At 67.5% G+C, this 17,837-nt stretch carries 16 protein-coding genes; 13 read left to right on the plus strand and 3 right to left on the minus strand.

Features of this window, described 5'->3' with window-relative positions; all coding sequences use genetic code 11:
* Positions 1 to 9 precede the first annotated feature (9 nt).
* Genes EV644_RS41000 through EV644_RS41010 form a run of 3 tightly spaced genes read left to right on the plus strand, consistent with a single transcriptional unit; the run spans position 10 to position 3,037 of the window.
* Entirely contained in the window at positions 10 to 483 is a 474-nt protein-coding gene (locus EV644_RS41000) for a (2Fe-2S)-binding protein (RefSeq protein ID WP_132196603.1), read from the plus strand.
* Entirely contained in the window at positions 480 to 716 is a 237-nt protein-coding gene (locus EV644_RS41005; RefSeq protein ID WP_132196605.1) for a hypothetical protein, read from the plus strand. The genes EV644_RS41000 and EV644_RS41005 overlap by 4 nt, the downstream gene beginning before the upstream one ends.
* On the plus strand, positions 713 to 3,037 hold the full coding sequence (locus EV644_RS41010) for a xanthine dehydrogenase family protein molybdopterin-binding subunit (RefSeq protein ID WP_132196607.1): 2,325 nt from the start codon (positions 713 to 715) through the stop codon (positions 3,035 to 3,037). Before EV644_RS41005 ends, EV644_RS41010 begins: the two co-directional genes overlap by 4 nt.
* Positions 3,038 to 3,263: 226 nt before the next feature.
* Here EV644_RS41010 and EV644_RS45780 read toward each other — a convergent pair whose 3' ends face one another.
* Complete coding sequence (locus EV644_RS45780; RefSeq protein WP_199240317.1) at positions 3,264 to 4,208, minus strand: hypothetical protein; 945 nt, start codon at positions 4,206 to 4,208, stop codon at positions 3,264 to 3,266.
* Positions 4,209 to 4,805: 597 nt separating this feature from the next.
* On the opposite strand from EV644_RS45780, the gene EV644_RS41020 reads away from it, so the two are divergent.
* Entirely contained in the window at positions 4,806 to 5,165 is a 360-nt protein-coding gene (locus EV644_RS41020; protein WP_132196609.1) for a hypothetical protein, read from the plus strand.
* Here the strand turns inward: EV644_RS41020 and EV644_RS41025 are convergent.
* Positions 5,133 to 5,966, minus strand: a complete 834-nt coding sequence (locus EV644_RS41025) for an alpha/beta hydrolase family protein (protein WP_132196611.1) — start codon at positions 5,964 to 5,966, stop codon at positions 5,133 to 5,135. The genes EV644_RS41020 and EV644_RS41025 overlap by 33 nt on opposite strands.
* A 381-nt stretch (positions 5,967 to 6,347) precedes the next feature.
* On the opposite strand from EV644_RS41025, the gene EV644_RS41030 reads away from it, so the two are divergent.
* Complete coding sequence (locus tag EV644_RS41030; protein WP_241999389.1) at positions 6,348 to 6,911, plus strand: flavodoxin family protein; 564 nt, start codon at positions 6,348 to 6,350, stop codon at positions 6,909 to 6,911.
* On the opposite strand, the gene EV644_RS41035 is transcribed toward EV644_RS41030, so the two are convergent.
* Positions 6,901 to 7,707, minus strand: a complete 807-nt coding sequence (locus EV644_RS41035) for a hydroxypyruvate isomerase family protein (RefSeq protein WP_132196615.1) — start codon at positions 7,705 to 7,707, stop codon at positions 6,901 to 6,903. The genes EV644_RS41030 and EV644_RS41035 overlap by 11 nt on opposite strands.
* Positions 7,708 to 7,819: 112 nt before the next feature.
* On the opposite strand from EV644_RS41035, the gene EV644_RS41040 reads away from it, so the two are divergent.
* The 8 genes from EV644_RS41040 to EV644_RS41075 all read left to right on the plus strand — a co-directional run bounded on the left by EV644_RS41040 (position 7,820) and on the right by EV644_RS41075 (position 17,680).
* Positions 7,820 to 9,934, plus strand: coding sequence for an alpha-amylase family protein (locus tag EV644_RS41040; RefSeq protein ID WP_132196617.1), 2,115 nt, complete (start codon positions 7,820 to 7,822; stop codon positions 9,932 to 9,934).
* Positions 9,931 to 10,791: a 2-hydroxy-3-oxopropionate reductase gene (locus tag EV644_RS41045; RefSeq protein WP_132196619.1), complete on the plus strand. Its 861-nt coding sequence runs from the start codon at positions 9,931 to 9,933 to the stop codon at positions 10,789 to 10,791. The genes EV644_RS41040 and EV644_RS41045 overlap by 4 nt, the downstream gene beginning before the upstream one ends.
* Positions 10,788 to 12,722: an alpha-amylase family protein gene (locus EV644_RS41050; protein WP_132196621.1), complete on the plus strand. Its 1,935-nt coding sequence runs from the start codon at positions 10,788 to 10,790 to the stop codon at positions 12,720 to 12,722. The genes EV644_RS41045 and EV644_RS41050 overlap by 4 nt, the downstream gene beginning before the upstream one ends.
* A 139-nt stretch (positions 12,723 to 12,861) precedes the next feature.
* Positions 12,862 to 14,190 (plus strand): ABC transporter substrate-binding protein, encoded by a 1,329-nt coding sequence (locus EV644_RS41055; protein ID WP_132196623.1) that lies wholly within the window; start codon positions 12,862 to 12,864, stop codon positions 14,188 to 14,190.
* 7 nt (positions 14,191 to 14,197) lie between these two features.
* The gene (locus EV644_RS41060; RefSeq protein ID WP_132196625.1) at positions 14,198 to 15,154 is read left to right on the plus strand and encodes a carbohydrate ABC transporter permease; all 957 of its coding nucleotides are present in this window, start codon (positions 14,198 to 14,200) and stop codon (positions 15,152 to 15,154) included.
* Complete coding sequence (locus tag EV644_RS41065; protein WP_132196627.1) at positions 15,154 to 16,029, plus strand: carbohydrate ABC transporter permease; 876 nt, start codon at positions 15,154 to 15,156, stop codon at positions 16,027 to 16,029. Before EV644_RS41060 ends, EV644_RS41065 begins: the two co-directional genes overlap by 1 nt.
* Positions 16,026 to 16,952, plus strand: a complete 927-nt coding sequence (locus tag EV644_RS41070; RefSeq protein WP_241999390.1) for a D-2-hydroxyacid dehydrogenase — start codon at positions 16,026 to 16,028, stop codon at positions 16,950 to 16,952. The genes EV644_RS41065 and EV644_RS41070 overlap by 4 nt, the downstream gene beginning before the upstream one ends.
* A gap of 62 nt (positions 16,953 to 17,014) precedes the next feature.
* Positions 17,015 to 17,680, plus strand: a complete 666-nt coding sequence (locus EV644_RS41075) for a GntR family transcriptional regulator (RefSeq protein ID WP_132196629.1) — start codon at positions 17,015 to 17,017, stop codon at positions 17,678 to 17,680.
* The last annotated feature ends 157 nt before the right edge of the window (positions 17,681 to 17,837 follow it).

A 17,837-nucleotide genomic window follows, 5' to 3' on the forward strand; every position in this document is an offset into this window, starting at 1 on the left:
ACGTGCGGGATGCGGATCAAATGCACGGTCAACGGGCAGGCCCGCGAGGCCGACGAGGTCTGGGAGGGCGAGAGCCTGCTGTACCTGCTCCGGGAGCGGCTGGGCCTGCCCGGTTCGAAGAACGCCTGCGAACAAGGTGAATGCGGCTCGTGCACTGTGTACCTGGACAGCGAGACCGTATGCGCCTGCCTGGTAGCAGCCGGCCAGGCCGAAGGCCGTGACATCCGAACGGTGGAAGGACTGTCGAACGGCGATCGCTTGCACCCGATCCAGCAGGCGTTCGTCGAGGCCGGCGCCGTGCAATGCGGTTTCTGTACGCCGGGGCTGCTGATCCAGATCGAGGATCTCCTGCGGCGCAACCCCGATCCGACCGACCTGGAGATCCGGGAGGCACTGGCGGGCAACCTCTGCAGGTGCACCGGCTACGAGCAGATCCTCGAGGCCGTCCGACTCGCGGCAGCACGGATCAGGAGTACCGCATGATCACCGTGCTGTCAGGGTGTGCGGTCGTCACGATGGACCAGGACCGCACGGAGTACAGGTCTGGGTACCTGGTGGTCGACGGAGCCCTGATTGTTGCTGTCGGCAATGGCCAGGCACCGTTCTCGCCCCGCAACGTGCGGTACGTCGATGCCACCGGGTGCCTGGAGCTGGCGACGATCGGTGGGCGCCAGGTCGTTGCTGCCTGCGACAAACTGGCAAGCAGGGCGCGATGACTACCAGGACAGAGGTGGCGACGGGCGCTGGTCGGATCGGCGACAGCGCGCAGCGCCCGGACGGGACGCTCAAGGTCACCGGCCAGTTCGCCTACTCCTCGGATCTCTGGATGGAGGACATGCTCTGGGGCTCGACCCTGCGCAGCCCGTATCCGTCCGCGCGGATCCGTTCGATCGACATCGGCCCAGCCCTGGCGATGCCGGGCGTGCATGCCGTCCTCACGAGCGATGACGTGCCCGGGGTCAACGCCTACGGGCTGGACCACGCGGACCAGCCGGTGCTCGCGGTCGAGGTGGTCCGCTATCAGGGCGAACCGGTGGCACTGGTCGCGGCGGACCATCCCGAGACCGCCCGGCTGGCGGCAGAGCGCATCGTCGTGGACTACGAGCAACTCACGCCGGTGACCAACGCGATGCTGGCGATCGGCCACGTCGACTGGGACACGCCGGGGGAGCGGACCGACGTACCGCTGGTGCATCCGGCTGGGAACTTGGTCCGCCACGTGAAGATCCGCACGGGCGAGGCCGACCCGCAGGCCGAATTGTTGATCACCGGCGAGTACGAGGTCGGCATGCAGGACCAGGCGTTCCTCGGGCCCGAGTCGGGTCTCGCGGTTCCGGCCGAGGACGGTGGTGTCGACCTGTACGTCGCGACCCAGTGGCTGCACGTGGATCAGCGACAGATTTGTGCCGCTCTCGGCCTCAGCCCGAAGAAGGTGCGACTCACGCTGGCCGGTGTCGGCGGCGCATTCGGCGGTCGCGAGGACCTGTCCATGCACGTGCATGCCTGCCTGCTCGCGCTACACACCGACAAGCCGGTGAAGATCGTCTACAACCGCACGGAGTCGTTCCTCGGCCATGTTCATCGCCACCCGGCGCGCATGCGGTACGAACACGGCGTACGCCGGGACGGCACCATCGTCTACGTCCGCGCCAGCATCTACCTCGATGGCGGCGCCTACGCCTCCAGTACACCCGCAGTGGTCGCGAACGCCGCCACGATGGGCATCGGCCCGTACGACGTGCCGTCCGTGCGGGTGGATTGCTACGGCTCCTATACCAACAACCCGCCCTGCGGAGCGATGCGGGGATTCGGCACGGTCCAGGCGGCGTTCGCGTACGAGGCCCAGCTGGACCGGATCGCTGCCGAACTGGGCCTCGACCCGGTCGATGTTCGGTGCCGCAACGCGATGCACGAGGGTTCACGGGTGCCCACCGGCCAGGTGGTCGACAGTGCCGCGCCGGTCGAGGAGCTGCTGCGCCGGGCGCAGGCGCTGCCCATGCCACCGCCCCTCGATTCCACCCGGCTGGACCTGCGCGAGCTACCCGGCGGCGTCTCGAACACCACTCACGGCGAAGGAGTCCGGCGCGGCATCGGGTACGCGGTCGCGTTCAAGAACGTCGGCTTCTCGGAGGGGTTCGACGACTACTCGACTGCACGGGTGCGACTGGAGATTGCCGGGGGCGAACCGGTGGTCACCGTGCACACGGCAGCCGCTGAGGTCGGGCAAGGCCTGGTCACCGTCGTGCAGCAGATCGCCCGGACCGAGCTCGGCGTCGCGATGGTGGTGGTGGCTCCTGCTGACACCCGGATCGGCAATGGCGGTTCGACCTCGGCGTCCCGGCAGACCTATGTGACCGGCGGTGCTGTGAAAGCGGCTTGTGAACAGGTCCGTGCCGATGTCTTCGCCATCGCCCAGCAGTGCTTCGGGCGGGTGGTCCGCGACCTGAGGATGGTCGACGGCAAGGTCGTGTCGACCGTCGACGGCGGCATCGGCAGCCTGGCCGATCTACTGGAGGGTGTCACGGTGGAGCGGACGGTCGAGTGGCGGCATCGCCCGACCTATCCGCTCGACCCGGAGACCGGCCGTGGTACAGCGCACGTCCAGTACGCCTACTCCGCGCATCGTGCGGTCGTCGATGTGGACACCGACCTCGGCCTGGTCAAGGTGGTGGCGCTGGACTGCGTGCAGGACGTCGGCAAGGCGATCAACCCGCAGGCGGTGCTCGGCCAGATCTACGGCGGCAGCGTCCAGGGCCTCGGACTGGGGCTGATGGAGGAGATCGTGGTGACCGGCGGGCTGGTTCAGAACGCCTCGTTCACCGACTACCTGATCCCGACCGTCCTGGACGTCCCGCCGATGCGGGTCGAGATCCTCGAGTACGCCGACCCGCACGCGCCGTACGGCGTCCGCGGCGTTGGCGAACCCCCGGCGATCTCGTCCGGGCCCGCGCTCCTGGCCGCGATCCGCCAGGCCACCGGCCGGTCCCTGACCCACATCCCTGTCCACCCCGAACACCTCACGGGCGTCACGGGCTGAAGAGGCCGGCAACACCGAAGAACGGCCGAGCTGACGGACCGCCCAGCTAACCTCCTCCTGGTGGCAACCCTGCGGGCATTCGTCTCATTCTGAGGCTCTTCGGAATCAGGCATGGGTAGGTGTTCGTCGGTAGGGCCGGGTTCCGTGGGCGGCAGGTAAGAGCGGATTAAGGTCGCTGGCCTGGCGCTCCTCCCAATCAACTCTGTCTGGAGTCGATGCTCCATAGTCAGTTGGTGGAGCGGACGCCGGTGATGGCGAAGCGTTCGACGGATTGAAGGTGGCCGCCGGTTGAGGCGACGATCGTGAGGGCGGGGTCGGTTGCGCCCTGGAAGGTGACTTGGGTGGACCATGGTTGTTGGTCGCTGCCGGCGGCGAGGCAGCAGTAGGTGCCGATCGGCCGGCCGGATGATGGCTGCCGGATTTCTACCCGGATCGTTTCGTCCACGCCGGTGATCCGGCCGCTGACGGTGAGCGGTGAGACCGCGGTTGCGCCGTACCGTGGGCGGTCCAGCGTGAGCGTGGTGTCAGCGGTGCCGACGACCTCCCAGGGCGCATCCTGGCCCTGACCGATCCGGACCAGGTGGAGTACTGCGGCGACGCTGACGGGACCTTCAGTTGCCTGGTAGCCCACGGAGACCCGCGCATCGTCACCCCGGATCGAGCTGGACGCCACCTTGTTGACCTCGGAGAAGCCGAGGAAGCCAGTGGTGAAGGACAGCGCGGTCAGTTCGGCGTCCAGATGCCACGGCTGTTGCCCGCCGGCGCGGTACCTACGCTGCCAAGCGGCGGCCTCGGCCGTCGAGACGAACGGCCAGAGCGGCTGGTACGCGAACGGTCTCGGCGAGGCCGAGGGGCTAGGCGTCGGTGATGCTGTGCGTGCCGGGGTGGTGGGCTCCGGGGTGGTTGGCTTCGGTGTGGGCGTGGCTGTGGTCGGCGGGCGGGTCGGCGTCGCACGCGCCGATGTCGTACTGGCCAAAGGCAACGGAACGGCGGGCTGGCCCGAGTCCGACTCGCCGCCGAGGAACAGGACCGCGAGTCCGGACAGGAGCGCGGACAGCAGCGTGACCGCGGCGGCCGCAGCGACGATGATCACTGCGCGCGTACGGCGGGTTGTCCGCCGGAGCGGGTCCGGTTCGAGGCCGGGATCCTGGTCAGGGTCGTGCTGCGTCATGGCTGTCTCCCTTTGAATCGAGGAAACACCACAATCAGCGACCATGGCAGACCATCCCCGCAGCATTAATACAATTGATGTGCGAGTTCTCAAAATGCGCCGAACCGCACACATCGTGTGATTACCTGTCCGTACGGTGAATTATTTCGCGCCTCCTGGCCGTGGGTGACCTCCCTGATATCAGCCTTTGGGGCGTGTCGATATGTGACGAGCCAAACGGCAATACCGCACAGGAAAGCGTCGATCGTCACCGCCGTCGGGATTACCGGCGCAGCCGTCGTAGTGGCTGTCGCAATAGCCTGGCCCTCGCCGGGTCCGAGTTGACCGAGGCCACGCAACTGCACCACGACATCGGCTCCGCCGAACTCTTCACCGCCGCCGGGCCCCCCTCGACGTCGACCGCTGCCTCGCCTACGACCGCTGCCTCGCCTACGACCGCTGCCTCGCCTGACGACCGCTGGTTCGCCTGGCGACCCGCGCCGATCCAGTACTCCGAAGTCGGCGTTCCACCCACCTGTCGAGGAAGCCGCGAGGAACCCCGACGGAATGCGACGGTCCTACCTTCGATCCGTCGAGTCGGGCGGAGGAGGTGACACCGTGGTCGTCGAGATGCTGGCGTGGTGCGGCGCCGCCCTATCCTGCCTGCTCTGTATTCCACAGGCCGCGCGCACGATCCGCGAAGAGCGACTCGACGGCGTGTCCGCCTGCACCTACTGGATCATCCTGGCCAACGCCGCTGTGTGGGCTGCCTGGTCGTTGCTCACCGGCGAGCATGCCGCGGGGGCGCCGGCCCTGGTCAACGGTCCCGCCGCCGTCATCATCCTCCGCCGCCTGCTGGCCGCCCGGGGGAGGCGCAACCCCAAGCTGGAAACGGAAGGCTGTCGAGCCGGCGGTCAACAAGAAGGTGGTCAAATCGACGAGGGCCTAGACGCCGTTCTGCTTGAGGAAGGCTACTGATCTGGTCATGGAGAGGGGCCAGGCGGCGGCGAAGGCGTGTTCTTCGCCGGGGTAGGTGAGGAGGGTGGCGTTCTTACCGGCTGACTTGAGCGCGGCAATTGTGTCTCGGGACCAGGATGGGGGGCAGGTGGAGTCTGCCGTGCCGTGGTGGATCTGGACGGGTTCGGTGACTCGGTTGAAGAAGTTCACCGGCGAGACGTTGCGCCAGAAGGTGGGGTTGCGGGCTGGTTCGCCGTGGGTGCGGAGGATGGCGGTGGCGTCCGCGCCGTCCTGGCGGGTCCAGCGGTTGAAGTTGTCGGCGGTGTCGGAGCTGACCGGGGCGTAGACGATTGCCGCTTTCACCAGGCCTGGTTGGGCGACGAGCACGCTGTAGGTGACGCCGCCGCCCATTGATCGGCCGAACATGCCGACGCGCTGCGGGTCGACGTACGGCGATGCCTTCAGGGCGAGCACTGCGTTGATGGCGTCCTCGGTGTAGCCCAGGCGGAGGTTGACCTCGGACCGCGGGTCCTTCGACGACTGTGCGTGATTGCGGTAATCGGTGTGCAGTACTACGTACCCCCGGCGGGCGAGGTAGTCCTGCTCGCGCATCAGACCGCGGCCGTTCGTGTAGATATCGAGGTCGATGTGGCCGTGGTTGAGCACGAGTGCGGGATGCCGGCCGGGGGTGCGCGGGACGTTGAGGATGCCGGAGATCGTCAACGTGCCGCTGGTGTAGGTGACGAAGTACCGCGTGTACGCCTCGTTGCGGGCCAGGACTCGGCCGAGACGCAGGTTGGAGCCGTTGTACTTCTTAGTCATCAACGCCTGCAGCGACACGGGATTCACGGGCGCAGCAGGCGTTGGAGTAGCGGACGGCCGAGGCGCCGCCGGCGCAGAAGTGGCCGGTACAGAAGTATCCGGCGAAGGGCTAGGCGGTGACGACGAGGCCGAGGGAGTCGGCTCCGGAGCGGAGGTGTCGTCCGGCGAGCATGCGACGGCCGTGGCCAGGGCAAGCGCGAAGAGACCTGCCCAGCGGATTCGTCCACCTTTGCCCATAGACCTATGGTGCCGTCCCCGCCCAAGTTGCGCCCGAACAACCAGGTTCAGGGCCGGAGGCCGTCACCAGTTCGGTGGAGTCGTAGATCTGATCCCGCCGTAGGTTGTATGCTCGTGCATCATTTGCGCACGCAAGGAGTCGTCGTGTCGTTTCTCTTCCTGCTGGGGAGCAGTCGTCCGGGTGGCAACACCGAGGCGCTCGCGCGGCTGGCGGCCGAGCACCTGCCCGCGGACGTGGATCAGACCTGGCTGCAGCTAAGCGAGCTGGAGCTTGATCCGTTCCGGGATGTCCGGCACGACGGCGACGGGGTGTACCCGCCGGCTGTCGGCGACGAGCAGGTGCTGCTGGACGCGACGCTCGCCGCGACGAACCTGGTGATCGCGTCACCGCTCTACTGGTTCAGCGTCTCCACGAGCGTGAAGCTGTACCTCGACTACTGGTCCGCGTGGATGCGCGTTCCAGGCGTGAACTTCCGTGATCGGATGCGCGGGAAGACGATGTGGGCGATCACCGCGCACACGGCGAAGAAGCAGGCCGAGGTCGAACCGCTGCTCGGCACACTGCGGCTGACGGCGGACTACCTGGACATGAACTGGGGCGGCGAACTGCTTGCCTATGGCAACCGCCCGGGTGAAGCGATCAGCGCCGACGGCGTCCTTGAACGCTCCCGCCAACTCTTCGCAGGCCTGGAACTCGCTAGGGCGTGACCCAGTTCAGGCTGGACGTGGTGTCGGTGGTCGGCTTGTACTCGCACGCGACGACGCCGCTGTAGCCTGCGGCCTTCAGGGCGTCGAGGGTCTCGTCGATCGGCAGCGCGCCGGATCCCGGCTCACCCCGGCCAGGGCTGTCCGCGATCTGCACGTGGGCGAGGTTCGCGCCAAACCGAGCGGCGGTTGCCGGCAGGTCGACGCCGTTGCTGCCCAGGTGGAACGTGTCGAACAGCAGCGACACGTTGTCCACGTCCTTCAGTGAACCGTCGAGGATCTCGAGTACGTCGTCCGCTGTGAGCAGGGGATAGCGTCCGTTCAGTCCCTCCGTGAGTGGTTCGAGCAACACCGTGCCGCCAACAGACGCCACAGCCTCGGCGGCTGAGCGGATCGCGGCGACCGCGGTCTCGGCCTGCTCCTCGGGGCTCCAGGCGTCGTCGAGTTGTCCGTAGAGCAGGTTGAACAACCGGCAACCGGTCCGCTCGGCGATCTCGACCAACGCGTCGAGGTTCGCCGCCAACTCGTCCTGGCGATCGGGTCGTGAGGCGATCCCACGCTCGCCGCCGGCGATGTCGCCACCGAAGAAGTTCAGCGCGCTCAGCGAGACCCCGGCGGCCTCGATCGCCGTCACCAGGAGGTCCACCTCGGCCGGCGGAGGCGTCGCCGTCGCGAACGGCCACCAGGACTCGACCTGGGTGAATCCCCGCCGCGCGGCAGCGGCGTACCGGTCCAGGTAGGGGAGCTCGGTGAACAGCATCGACACGTTCGCGCTCAGCTCGTGGCCGCGGTAGTCCATGAGGAAAAGGCTAACACCAGCTCTTGCCAGGCGTGCAATCTTGTCTAACAATCGGTCCACAGTTGATGAAGGCCTCACCCGGCCTGCTGACCTGCGACCCCGGAGGTAATCCATGCGGACCGAGCCCGAGCAGACCGCCCCCGCCGCGACACCCGCCCAGCTGGACGAGCGCAGCGCGGACTGGCCGCAGGCGGCGACCCGGTGGGCCCAGATCACGCTGGCCGAGGACGACCCGCTGCACTTCGACTCGGAGTTCTGGCTGCAGTTGATGCGCGACAGCCAGTCGAACGCGACCTGCATCAGCGCGGGCGGTTACATCGCCTACTACCCGACCCAGCTCCAGTACCACTACCGCAGCAAGTACCTCGGCGACACCGACCCGTTCGGCACCCTCGTCGAAGGTGCTCGCGGTCTGGATATGAGCGTGATGGCCCGCGTCGACCCGCACGCGATCCACGCCGACGCGGCCGCCGCCCACCCCGAGTGGCTCGCCCGCGACATCAACGGCGAACCGCTCGAGCACTGGGCGCATCCCGGCATCTGGCTCACCTGCGCGTTCACCGACTACCACCGCGAGTTCATCACCGAGGTGGCCCGCGAGATCGTCCGCGAGTACGACGTGGACGCCGTTTTCGCGAACCGCTGGGAAGGCTACGGCGGCATCTCCTACAGCGAGGCGGCGAGGAAGTCCTTCAAGGACGAGACCGGCCTGGACCTCCCGGCCGCGGAGCACGCCGAGGGCTGGCACGAGTACGTCGGCTGGCGGCGGCGCCAACTCAGCCAACTGGTGGCCGTCTGGGACAAGGCGGTCCGCGACCTCCGCCCGCACGCCAGGTTCATCCCGAACCTCGGGGCGCTCGCGGCCCGGGATCTCGACCGCGACCTGGTCGAGAAGCACTACCCGATCTTCTTCATCGACAAGCAGGGTCGCTCCGGCACCGAGGTCCCGTGGGCGGCCGGCCGCAACGGCAAGCGCAATCGCGGCGTCTTCCCCGACCGCCCGGTCCGCCTGATCACCTCGGTCGGACCGGAGCACCACCAGTACCGGTGGAAGGACTCGGTCGCGCCGGCCGAGGAGACGAAGACCTGGATCGTCGACGGGTTCGCCCAGGGTGCGCTGCCGTGGTTCACCAAGTTCAACGCGAGCGTGCCCGACCACCGGTGGGTGCCGCCGATCGTCGAGGCGTTCTCCCTGCACGCCAAGGTCGAGCCGGTCCTGAAGGATCTTCGGATCACGGCCGAGGTCGCGCTGCTCGACCCGACGCGTGCCGGGCAATTGCGGACCGACCGGACCGCGGACCACGAGGACGGCTTCTACCAGGCGCTGGTCGAGGCCCGTGTCCCGTTCGAGTTCGTCTCCGACCAGGAGTTGTCGGCCGAGCGGCTGAGCCCGTTCAAGGTGATCGTGCTCGCCAACGCCGAACACCTGGGCGACGAGCAGTGCGCTGTACTGCGCCAGTACGTCGAAGGCGGCGGCTCGCTCGTCGCGGCGTACCAGACCTCCCTGTACGACGAACGCGGGCAGGCGCGGGCGGACTTCGGTCTGGCGGACGTGCTCGGCGTACACCTGACCGAGGCGAGTCGCCCGGTGAAGAACAACTACATCGCGCTGATGGACGATCATCGGCTCAACCGGGGATTCCCGGGGACGACGCGGATCATCGGCGGCACCCACATCCTCGGGGTGGAAGCGGATCCGGACACGGAAGTGCCGTTCCGGTTCATCCCGGACTTCCCGGACCTGCCGATGGAAGAGGTCTACTCGCGGCACGATCCGGATCGGCCGGCGGTGATCTGCCGGCAGAACGCGAACGGCGGGCGGATCGTCTACTTCCCGTTCAACCTGGGCTCGATCTTCTGGGAGGCGCTGCAGTCCGACCACGGTCTGCTGGTCGCCAACGCGGTCGACTGGGCCCTCGGCAAGGAACCCGAGGTGACCGTCGAGGGCGCGGGTCTGCTCGATCTCGCGATCCACCGCGGTGAGAACTCCGTTGCCGTCGTCATCGTCAACCTCACCAACCCGATGGCGATGCGCGGCCCGATCCGCGAGACGTTGCCGCTGCCCCCGCAGACCGTCTCGGTCGCCGTACCGGACGGGCCGGTGAAGGGCAGCTTGCTCGTCGCGGGAGTGGAGGTCGAGCCGACGGTCGCGAACGGGCGGGCGGAGATCACCATCCCCACCGCCGGCCTGCTCGAGGTCGTCCACCTCACCTGGGGGGACCGATGAGGATCGGATTCGTCGGACTGGGCGTGATGGGGCGGCCGATGGCCCGCAACTTGATTGCCGCCGGCCACGACCTGTCGCTCTACCGGGACAAGGGTGATCTCGACGGTCACCAGTGCGGCTCGGCCGCGGAGGTGGCCGAGCGGTCCGAGGTCGTCATCCTGATGCTGCCGGACACCCCGGACGTCGAGGGTGCGCTGTTCGGGGTCGACGGGGTGGACGAGAGTCTCAAGCCCGGCACGCTGGTGATCGATATGAGTTCGATCTCGCCGTCGGCCACCAAGACCTTCGCGAAGCGGATCGAGGAGCAGGGCTGCGACTATCTCGACGCACCGGTGTCGGGCGGCGAGGTCGGGGCCGTGCAAGCGACGCTGACCATCATGGTCGGCGGTCGCCCGGAGGCGTTCGAGCGGGCGCGGCCGATCTTCGAGGTGCTCGGCAAGAACATCACCCGGATCGGTGACGTCGGCGCGGGGCAGACCGCCAAGGTGGCGAACCAGATCGTCGTCGGGCTCACCATCGAGGCCGTCGCGGAGGCGCTGTTGTTCGCGGAAAAGGCCGGAGCGGATCCGGCGGTGGTCCGGGAGGCGCTGATGGGCGGGTTCGCCTCGTCCCGCATCCTCGAACTGCACGGCGAGCGGATGGTGAACCAGACCTACGACCCGGGATTCCGGATCCGCCTGCATCGCAAGGACCTGTCGCTCGCGGTCCAGGCGGCCGCCGAGTTGAACCTCGCGCTGCCGAACACGGCCGCGACCCAGCAGTTGATGAACGCCGCGATCGCGGACGGCGACGGGGATCTCGACCACTCCGCGTTGCACAAGACGCTGGGCAGGACTCTGGGCAGGGACCGGTCATGAGGCTCTGGTGGCAGGACCCGTTCCGGATGTTCCAGACGAACCTGCGCGAGATCGACGCCGGACTCGATGTCGAGCGGGTGCTGGACTATCTCGAGGAGTTCGGCGCCAACACCTGGCTGCTGAGCGTCGGCGGCATCCTGTCCAACTACCCGACGGCCCTGGACTTCCAGACAGCCAACCCATACCTCGCCGAGCGCCCCTCGCGAGACCTGGTCGGCGACGCCGTCAAGGCGGCCGCCGCCAGGGGGATCCGAGTGATGGGCCGGATGGACTTCTCCAAGATCGACCACCGGCGGGCCGAGCAGCATCCCGAGTGGTGCTTCGTCGACGCCGCCGGTGATCCTCAGGTCTACAACGGCCTCACCAGCGTCTGCCCGAGCGGCGACTATTACCAGGTCAAGCTGTTCGAGGTCCTGGACGAGGTGCTTGACCGCTATCCGATCGACGGATTCTTCTGCAACTGGATGTCGTTCAACGAGGTGGACTACAGCCGCCGCTACCGAGGCGTCTGCCAGTGCCTCGGCTGCGTCCGCCGGTACTCCGAGTACGCGCCGGGCGAGCGTCTTCCCGGGGACAAGAACTCGGCGGGGTACGAGACGTGGCAACGCTTTTCGCGGGAGATACTGGCCGATCTGACCGCGCGGATCCGCGAGCATCTGGCGAACCGCCGGCCGGAGGCGCCGCTGGTGCTCGGGGATCGCGCCGACATCGTCTTCCACGAGGCGAACAACGCGATCGGCCGGCCCCTGTGGCATCACCGGACGAGTGAGCACGTCAGCGCGGCCAAGACGTTCCGCCCGGAGGTCCCGGTGCTGACGAACTCGGTCGGCTTCGTGGACATGCCGTACCGGCTGGCGGGGGAGGAGCCGCACCACTTCGCGCAGTACTTGCTGCAGGCAATGGCTCGCGGCGCGGTGCCGTCGACGTACATCATGGGGACGCCGGACGACAATCCCTATGCCTGCTTGGGGATTGCTGCTGAGTTGACCAGGTTCCATCGGGACCACCAGGACGTCTACCGAGAGCTCGTGCCGGCGGCAACGACGCTGCTGATCCGTCCGGACCAGTTCAAACCCGGAGCGATCACGGAATTCCAGGGGCTCTACCTCTCGCTGCTCCAGCGGCATGTGCCGTTCGATGTGCTGCCGGAGGAGAGGCTGGCCGAGGTCGACCTCGGCCGGTACCGGGTCGTCGTCCTGCCCGACCTCGGACCACTCACGCCAGAGGTGGTCGCAACGATCGACTCGTACGTCGGAGGCGGCGGCGCGGTGGTTGCCACTGGCAACAGCGGGCTGGTCGCGGACGAGGTCCAGCTCGCCTGTCTGCCGGTACGCCGGAGGCTGGCCAGTCACGACACCGAGGAGGCGACCAGGTCGTTCCACCTCCGGTCGGGAGACCAGTTCCTGCCGGTGGTCGGCGCGTTCGACCTGGTCGAACCGGGCGATGGCGCCGAAGTCGGATTGCTGGCGATGTCCAGAGCGCCGTACGGGCCGCCCGAGAAGTGTCACGGGCACTTGGAGCTCGACCACCCGGGCCGGCTGAGCGCGCCGTACGGGCGGGGACGGGCAACGCTGCTGCCGTGGACCGTCGGACGGGCCTATCGGGATGTCGGGCTGACCGGTCATCGCGATGCCTTCGTCGACGAAGTCGCCCGGGCCGGCGGGCAGCAGGTGGACACAGAACTGCCCGAGCAGGTCGAGATCGTGATGGGCCGGTCCGCGGTCGGAACCGTGATCCACCTGCTGAACAGATCGGGTGACGCCGATCAGCGGTTCGCGAAGCCGCTGCCGATCGGGGAAGGCTGGCTGACCCTGCCCGACGGCGTCACGACCGTGGAGGCGCTCTGCGCCGGCCGGCGGCTCGGAGTGGAAGACGGTCGCGTCCTGGTGCCGACGATCGGTCTCTTCGAGGTCCTGGTAGCTCATCCGTAATCCGGCAGTTTGAAAGATTGTCAAACAACTATGCATGACCTATTGACTGTCATGTAGCGGAAACAAACAATGATCGGAAGCCGCTGCCGTGGGGGTCGACAGGCGAAACCCGAAGCACTGTGAGGAACGGGAGATCGTGATGACCGGACTTGATCGGCGTGGGTTCCTGAAGCTCGCGATGGCGTCGACGGCCGCAGGCCTGTCCGCCGCGGCGGTGGCAGGCTGCGGCGGGAGTAGTGGCGGCGCCGGCGGAGGCGGGGGCGGCGGTGGCAAGACCACGCTGCGCTACGCCTGGTGGGGCAACAACATCCGCCAGCAGAACTACACCAAGGCGCTGCAGCAGTTCAGCGCGGCGAACAGCGACATCGGGATCGAGCCCGAGTTCGCCGAGTACACCGCGTTCCAGGAGCGGATGACGACGCAGATCGCCGCCCGGGACGTGCCGGACATCTTCTGGATCGCCTCACCGCAGGTGATGACGTACCACAAGAGCAAGCTGTACCGGAAGCTCGACGACATCCCCTCGCTGCAGTGGTCGGACTACAGCAAGGAAGACCTCGAGACCTTCAAGCTGGGCGGCGAGCTGAACACCATGCCGTTCGCGATCTTCACCCCGGTGATCCGCTACAACGAGACCGTCGCCAAGGCCGACGGAGTCACCATCCCGGCGGACACCGACCCGGCGTGGACCTGGGACGGGCTGGCCGACCTCCTCGTTGCCTACAGCAAGGACAACCCGGGGAAGCGGAAGGGTACGCCGTACGCACCGGACCACGACCTCACCTTCGAGGCCTGGCTGCGGCAGCGGGGTGAGCAGCTGTGGACCGAGGACGGCCAGGTCGGCTTCACCGTCGACGGCCTGGGCAGCTGGCTCGACTGGTGGGAGAAGCTGCGCAAGGCCGGAGCCGCGCTGTCCCTCAGCGAGCAGGAGGGGATGGGGCCGGACTGGGCGCAGGTCGGCAAGAAGGTGCTGGTCAACTTCGGCAACTCCAACCACATCATCGACGACGCGAAGATGTTCCCCAAGGAGCGGTTCCGGCTGCGGGCGGTGCCGGTGGACGCGGGCGTCGAGGCGGGTCACAAGTACCTGTACTTCCCGCGGATGGCCATCTACCAGCGGATCGACGACGACAAGGTCGAGGCCGCCGGCAAGGTGATCAACTACAACGCGAACAACGCCGACATGCTGAAGACGGTCCGGCTGACGATGGGCGCGCCGACCAACCCGAAGGTCGCCGAGCAGGCGGCCGCGTTCGCGAGCCCGGACGAGAAGGAGATGCTCGCGCTGGTGAAGAAGGAGCGTGCCGCGGAGCGTCGGCCACGCTACGAGGCGCCGCCCGGCTCGAGCACCTGGCGGACCGCCACGACCCGCGTCTGCGAGGAGATCGCGCTCGGCCGGACCACCGTGCCCGACGGCGCGAAGAAGCTCCTCGACGAGATCGCCGCCGGCATCAAGCGGGCGCAGTGATCCGACCATGCTGACCCGAGAGGAACTGCCGGTCCAGCAGGCAGAGCCGGAGGCGCCGGCGCCGAAAGGGCGCCGGCCCGCCTTCCACCTGAACCGGCAGGGCCGGGCGGCACACGTCTTCCTGATTCCGTGGCAGCTCGGCTTCCTGCTGATCACCGCGGTCCCGCTGTTCGCGTCGCTGTACCTGGCCTTCACCGACTACGACATCCTGAACCCACCGGAGTGGACAGGGCTGGAGAACTTCCAGCGGATGGTGCACGACGACCAGTTCTGGGCGTCGGTGAAGGTGACGCTGGTCTACGTGCTCGTGTCGGTGCCGCTGCAACTCGGCTTCGCCTTGCTGCTGGCGCTGATCCTCGACCGCGGACTGAGCGGACTTGCCTTCTACCGCAGCGCGTTCTATCTGCCGTCGCTGCTCGGAACGAGCGTCGCGATCGCGATCCTGTGGCGGGAGATCTTCGGTGACGACGGGCTGATCAACAAGGGCCTGGCGGTGATCGGGATCAACGGCGAGAGCTGGCTGCAGAACCCGAAGACCGCGCTGGCGACGCTCATCATCCTCAACGTCTGGACCTTCGGCTCGCCGATGGTGATCTTCCTGGCCGGTCTGCGGCAGATCCCTGACGAGCTTTACGAGGCGGCCAAGGTCGACGGCGCCGGGGTGTTGCGGCAGTTCGCCCACGTCACCGTGCCGCTGCTCACGCCGATCATCTTCTTCAACCTGATCCTGCAGACGATCGGCGCCTTCCAGACCTTCACCCAGGCGCACATCATCAGCGGCGGCACCGGCGGCCCGGCGAACTCGACGCTGTTCTACACGCTGTACGTGTACCAGCAAGGATTCGTGGCCTTCGACATGGGCTACGCGTCCGCGCTCGCCTGGGTGCTGATGGCCGCGATCGCCGCGATCACCGCGCTGCACTTCCTGGTCTCGAAGTACTGGGTCTTCTACGGAGACAACTGATGGCCACTGCAACCGCTGAGGCGGTCACCAGCCCACCCCCGCTGCGGCAGCGCCGGATCCGGTCCGCGCTCAAGCACGCCGGGCTGCTGGTGTTCGTCGCGTTCATGATCTACCCGCTGGTCTGGATGGTGGTCAGCGCGTTCAAGCCGGCCGACCAGATCCTCACCGAGCCCGGCCTGATTCCGAGCAGCGTCACCCTGGACAACTTCAAGGACGGCTGGCACGCGCTGAACCGGCCGTTCTCGGTGTTCTTCGTGAACTCGCTGGTGGTCACCCTCGGCTCGATCGTGGGCAACCTGTTCTCCTGCTCGCTGACGGCGTACGCGCTGGCCCGGCTGCAGTTCCGGATGCGGAAGGTGTACTTCGCGATCACGCTGGCGTCGGTGATGCTGCCGTTCCACGTGCTGGTGATCCCGCAGTACATCTTCTTCTCGCAGCTGGACCTGGTGAACACCTACTGGCCGCTGCTGATCCCGAAGTTCCTGGCCACCGACGCGTTCTTCGTGTTCCTGATGGTCCAGTTCATCCGCACCCTGCCGCGCGAGCTCGACCGGGCCGCCTGGATCGACGGGGCCGGGCCGTTCCTGACCTTCTGGTACGTCGTGCTGCCGCTGATGCGGCCGGCCCTGGTGACCACCACGATCTTCACCTTCATCTGGACCTGGAACGATTTCTTCGTACCGTTGATCTACCTGACCAGGACCCAGGTGTTCACCGTGCCGGTGGCGCTGAACTCGATGGTCGACTCCGAGACCCAGAGTGGGGTGGGGATGTTGTTCGCGATGTCGTTGCTGTCGCTGGTGCCGATCCTGATCTTCTTCGCGATCGCCCAGAAGTACCTGATCCGCGGTATCGCGACGACGGGGCTCAAATGATCATCGTTGTGATCGGCAAGGAATCTCCGGCCTTCGCCGAGGTCGCGCCCGGGGTGGACTTCCGCTTCGTCGGCAACCTGTCCGAGGCCGACGACGTGATCGAGACGATGGACGCGGTGATCGGCCGGGTCCCGCCGGAGATCCTTGCCAAGGCCAAGCAGTTGCGCTGGGTGCACAGCCCGGCAGCGGGGGTCGACGCGGACCTGTCGCCGGAGATGCTCGCCTCCGACGTGGTGCTGACCTCGTCGGCGGGCAACGGCGGGATCTCCCTGGCCGAGCACGCGATGCTGCTGATGTTGATGCTGAACCGGGACGTGCCGCGGTGGATGCGGGCGCAGGCGGAGCGACGCTGGGATCACTTCAGACACAGCGAACTCGCCGGGCGGACCCTCGGGATCTACGGCCTCGGCAACTCCGGGATCGACCTTGCCGAGAAGGCGAAGGCGTTCCACCTGCACGTGATCGGCGTACGACGTCGTCCTGAGCAACCATCGCCGTACGTCGACGAGGTGTACGGCGAGGACGGGTTCGACCGGATGCTCGGGGAGTCCGACTTCGTGGTGGTCACCGCGCCGAGCACGCCCGCGACGAGGGGGCGGTTCGACGCCGACGCGTTCGCCCGGATGAAGGAGTCGGCGTACTTCATCTGCATCTCGCGCGGTGGCATCGCCGACGACGAGGCGCTGCTGGAAGCCTTGTTAAGCGGGCAGCTCGCGGGTGCCGGCCTGGACGCGCACGGGGTGGAGCCGTTGCCGGCGGACAGCCCGTTCTGGACCCTGCCGAACGTCATCGTGACTCCGCACAACGGCGCCACAAGTGACGGCACTGCCCGGCGTGGCGAGCAGATCGTGCTCCACAACCTGCGACGCTTCCTAGCAGGGGAGGAACTGCGCAACGTGGTGGACAAGCAGGCTGGTTACTGAGTCCGGTTCCGGGCACTGGTTGACCAGTACACTTGCCTGACCATTCGATCGAAGGGGGTGCCGTGGGTACCGATGCGAGCCTGGAACTCGGGCCGTCCTCGCTGACCGAGGCGCTCTACGAATCCGTTCGTAAGCGCATCGTCAACGGCGACATTCCGCAGGGGGAGAAGCTCACCGAGGTTCGCCTCGCGACGGAGTACAACGTCGCCCGGCCCACCGCGAAGGCCTGCCTGGAGCGGTTGACGGCACTCGGTCTGCTGCGGCGGACCGCCCACAAGACCGCGGTCGTCCCGACCCTGGACGAGGAAGAGATCCGCGACCTGTTCTTCAGCCGGGTGACGATCGAGCGCGCCGCGGTCTCGTCGCTCGCCGCGACCGGAGAGGTGCCGGCGGCGGCCGCCAAGGCCCAGGTCGCGATCGAGTACGCGGCCCGCGATCGGCTGTTCGAGAACCAGGTGGAGGCCGACATCGCCTTCCACTCGGCCCTGGTCACCGGGGTCGGCAGCAGGCGGTTGTCCCGGATGCACGAACTGATCATCGGCGAGGTGCACCTGACGATGGGGCAGTACCAGGCCCACCGGACAGCCAACCCGACCAACGTCGCGCAGGAGCACGCCGCGATCCTCAAGGCGATCGAGGACAGCGACCCGACCGCGGCCGCCGAACACCTCGCCTACCACCTCGAACAGGCCCAGGGCCGCCTACTCAGCTCACTCCGCAAGGACTGATCCTCGGCAACGCTCCACTCCTCATACTCGGCCGCTGGCAGGTTGTCCGGCCGCTGGCCGCCTGTAGAGCCTGTTGGGGAATGGTTTTGGCTGGCGGAGGTCAGGGGTGTTGGTGGGGCTGTGGGTGTTGGGGCCCTGGGGCCGGGGCCTGCACCCT

The organism is Kribbella orskensis (genome assembly GCF_004342085.1).
Lineage (GTDB): Bacteria > Actinomycetota > Actinomycetes > Propionibacteriales > Kribbellaceae > Kribbella > Kribbella orskensis.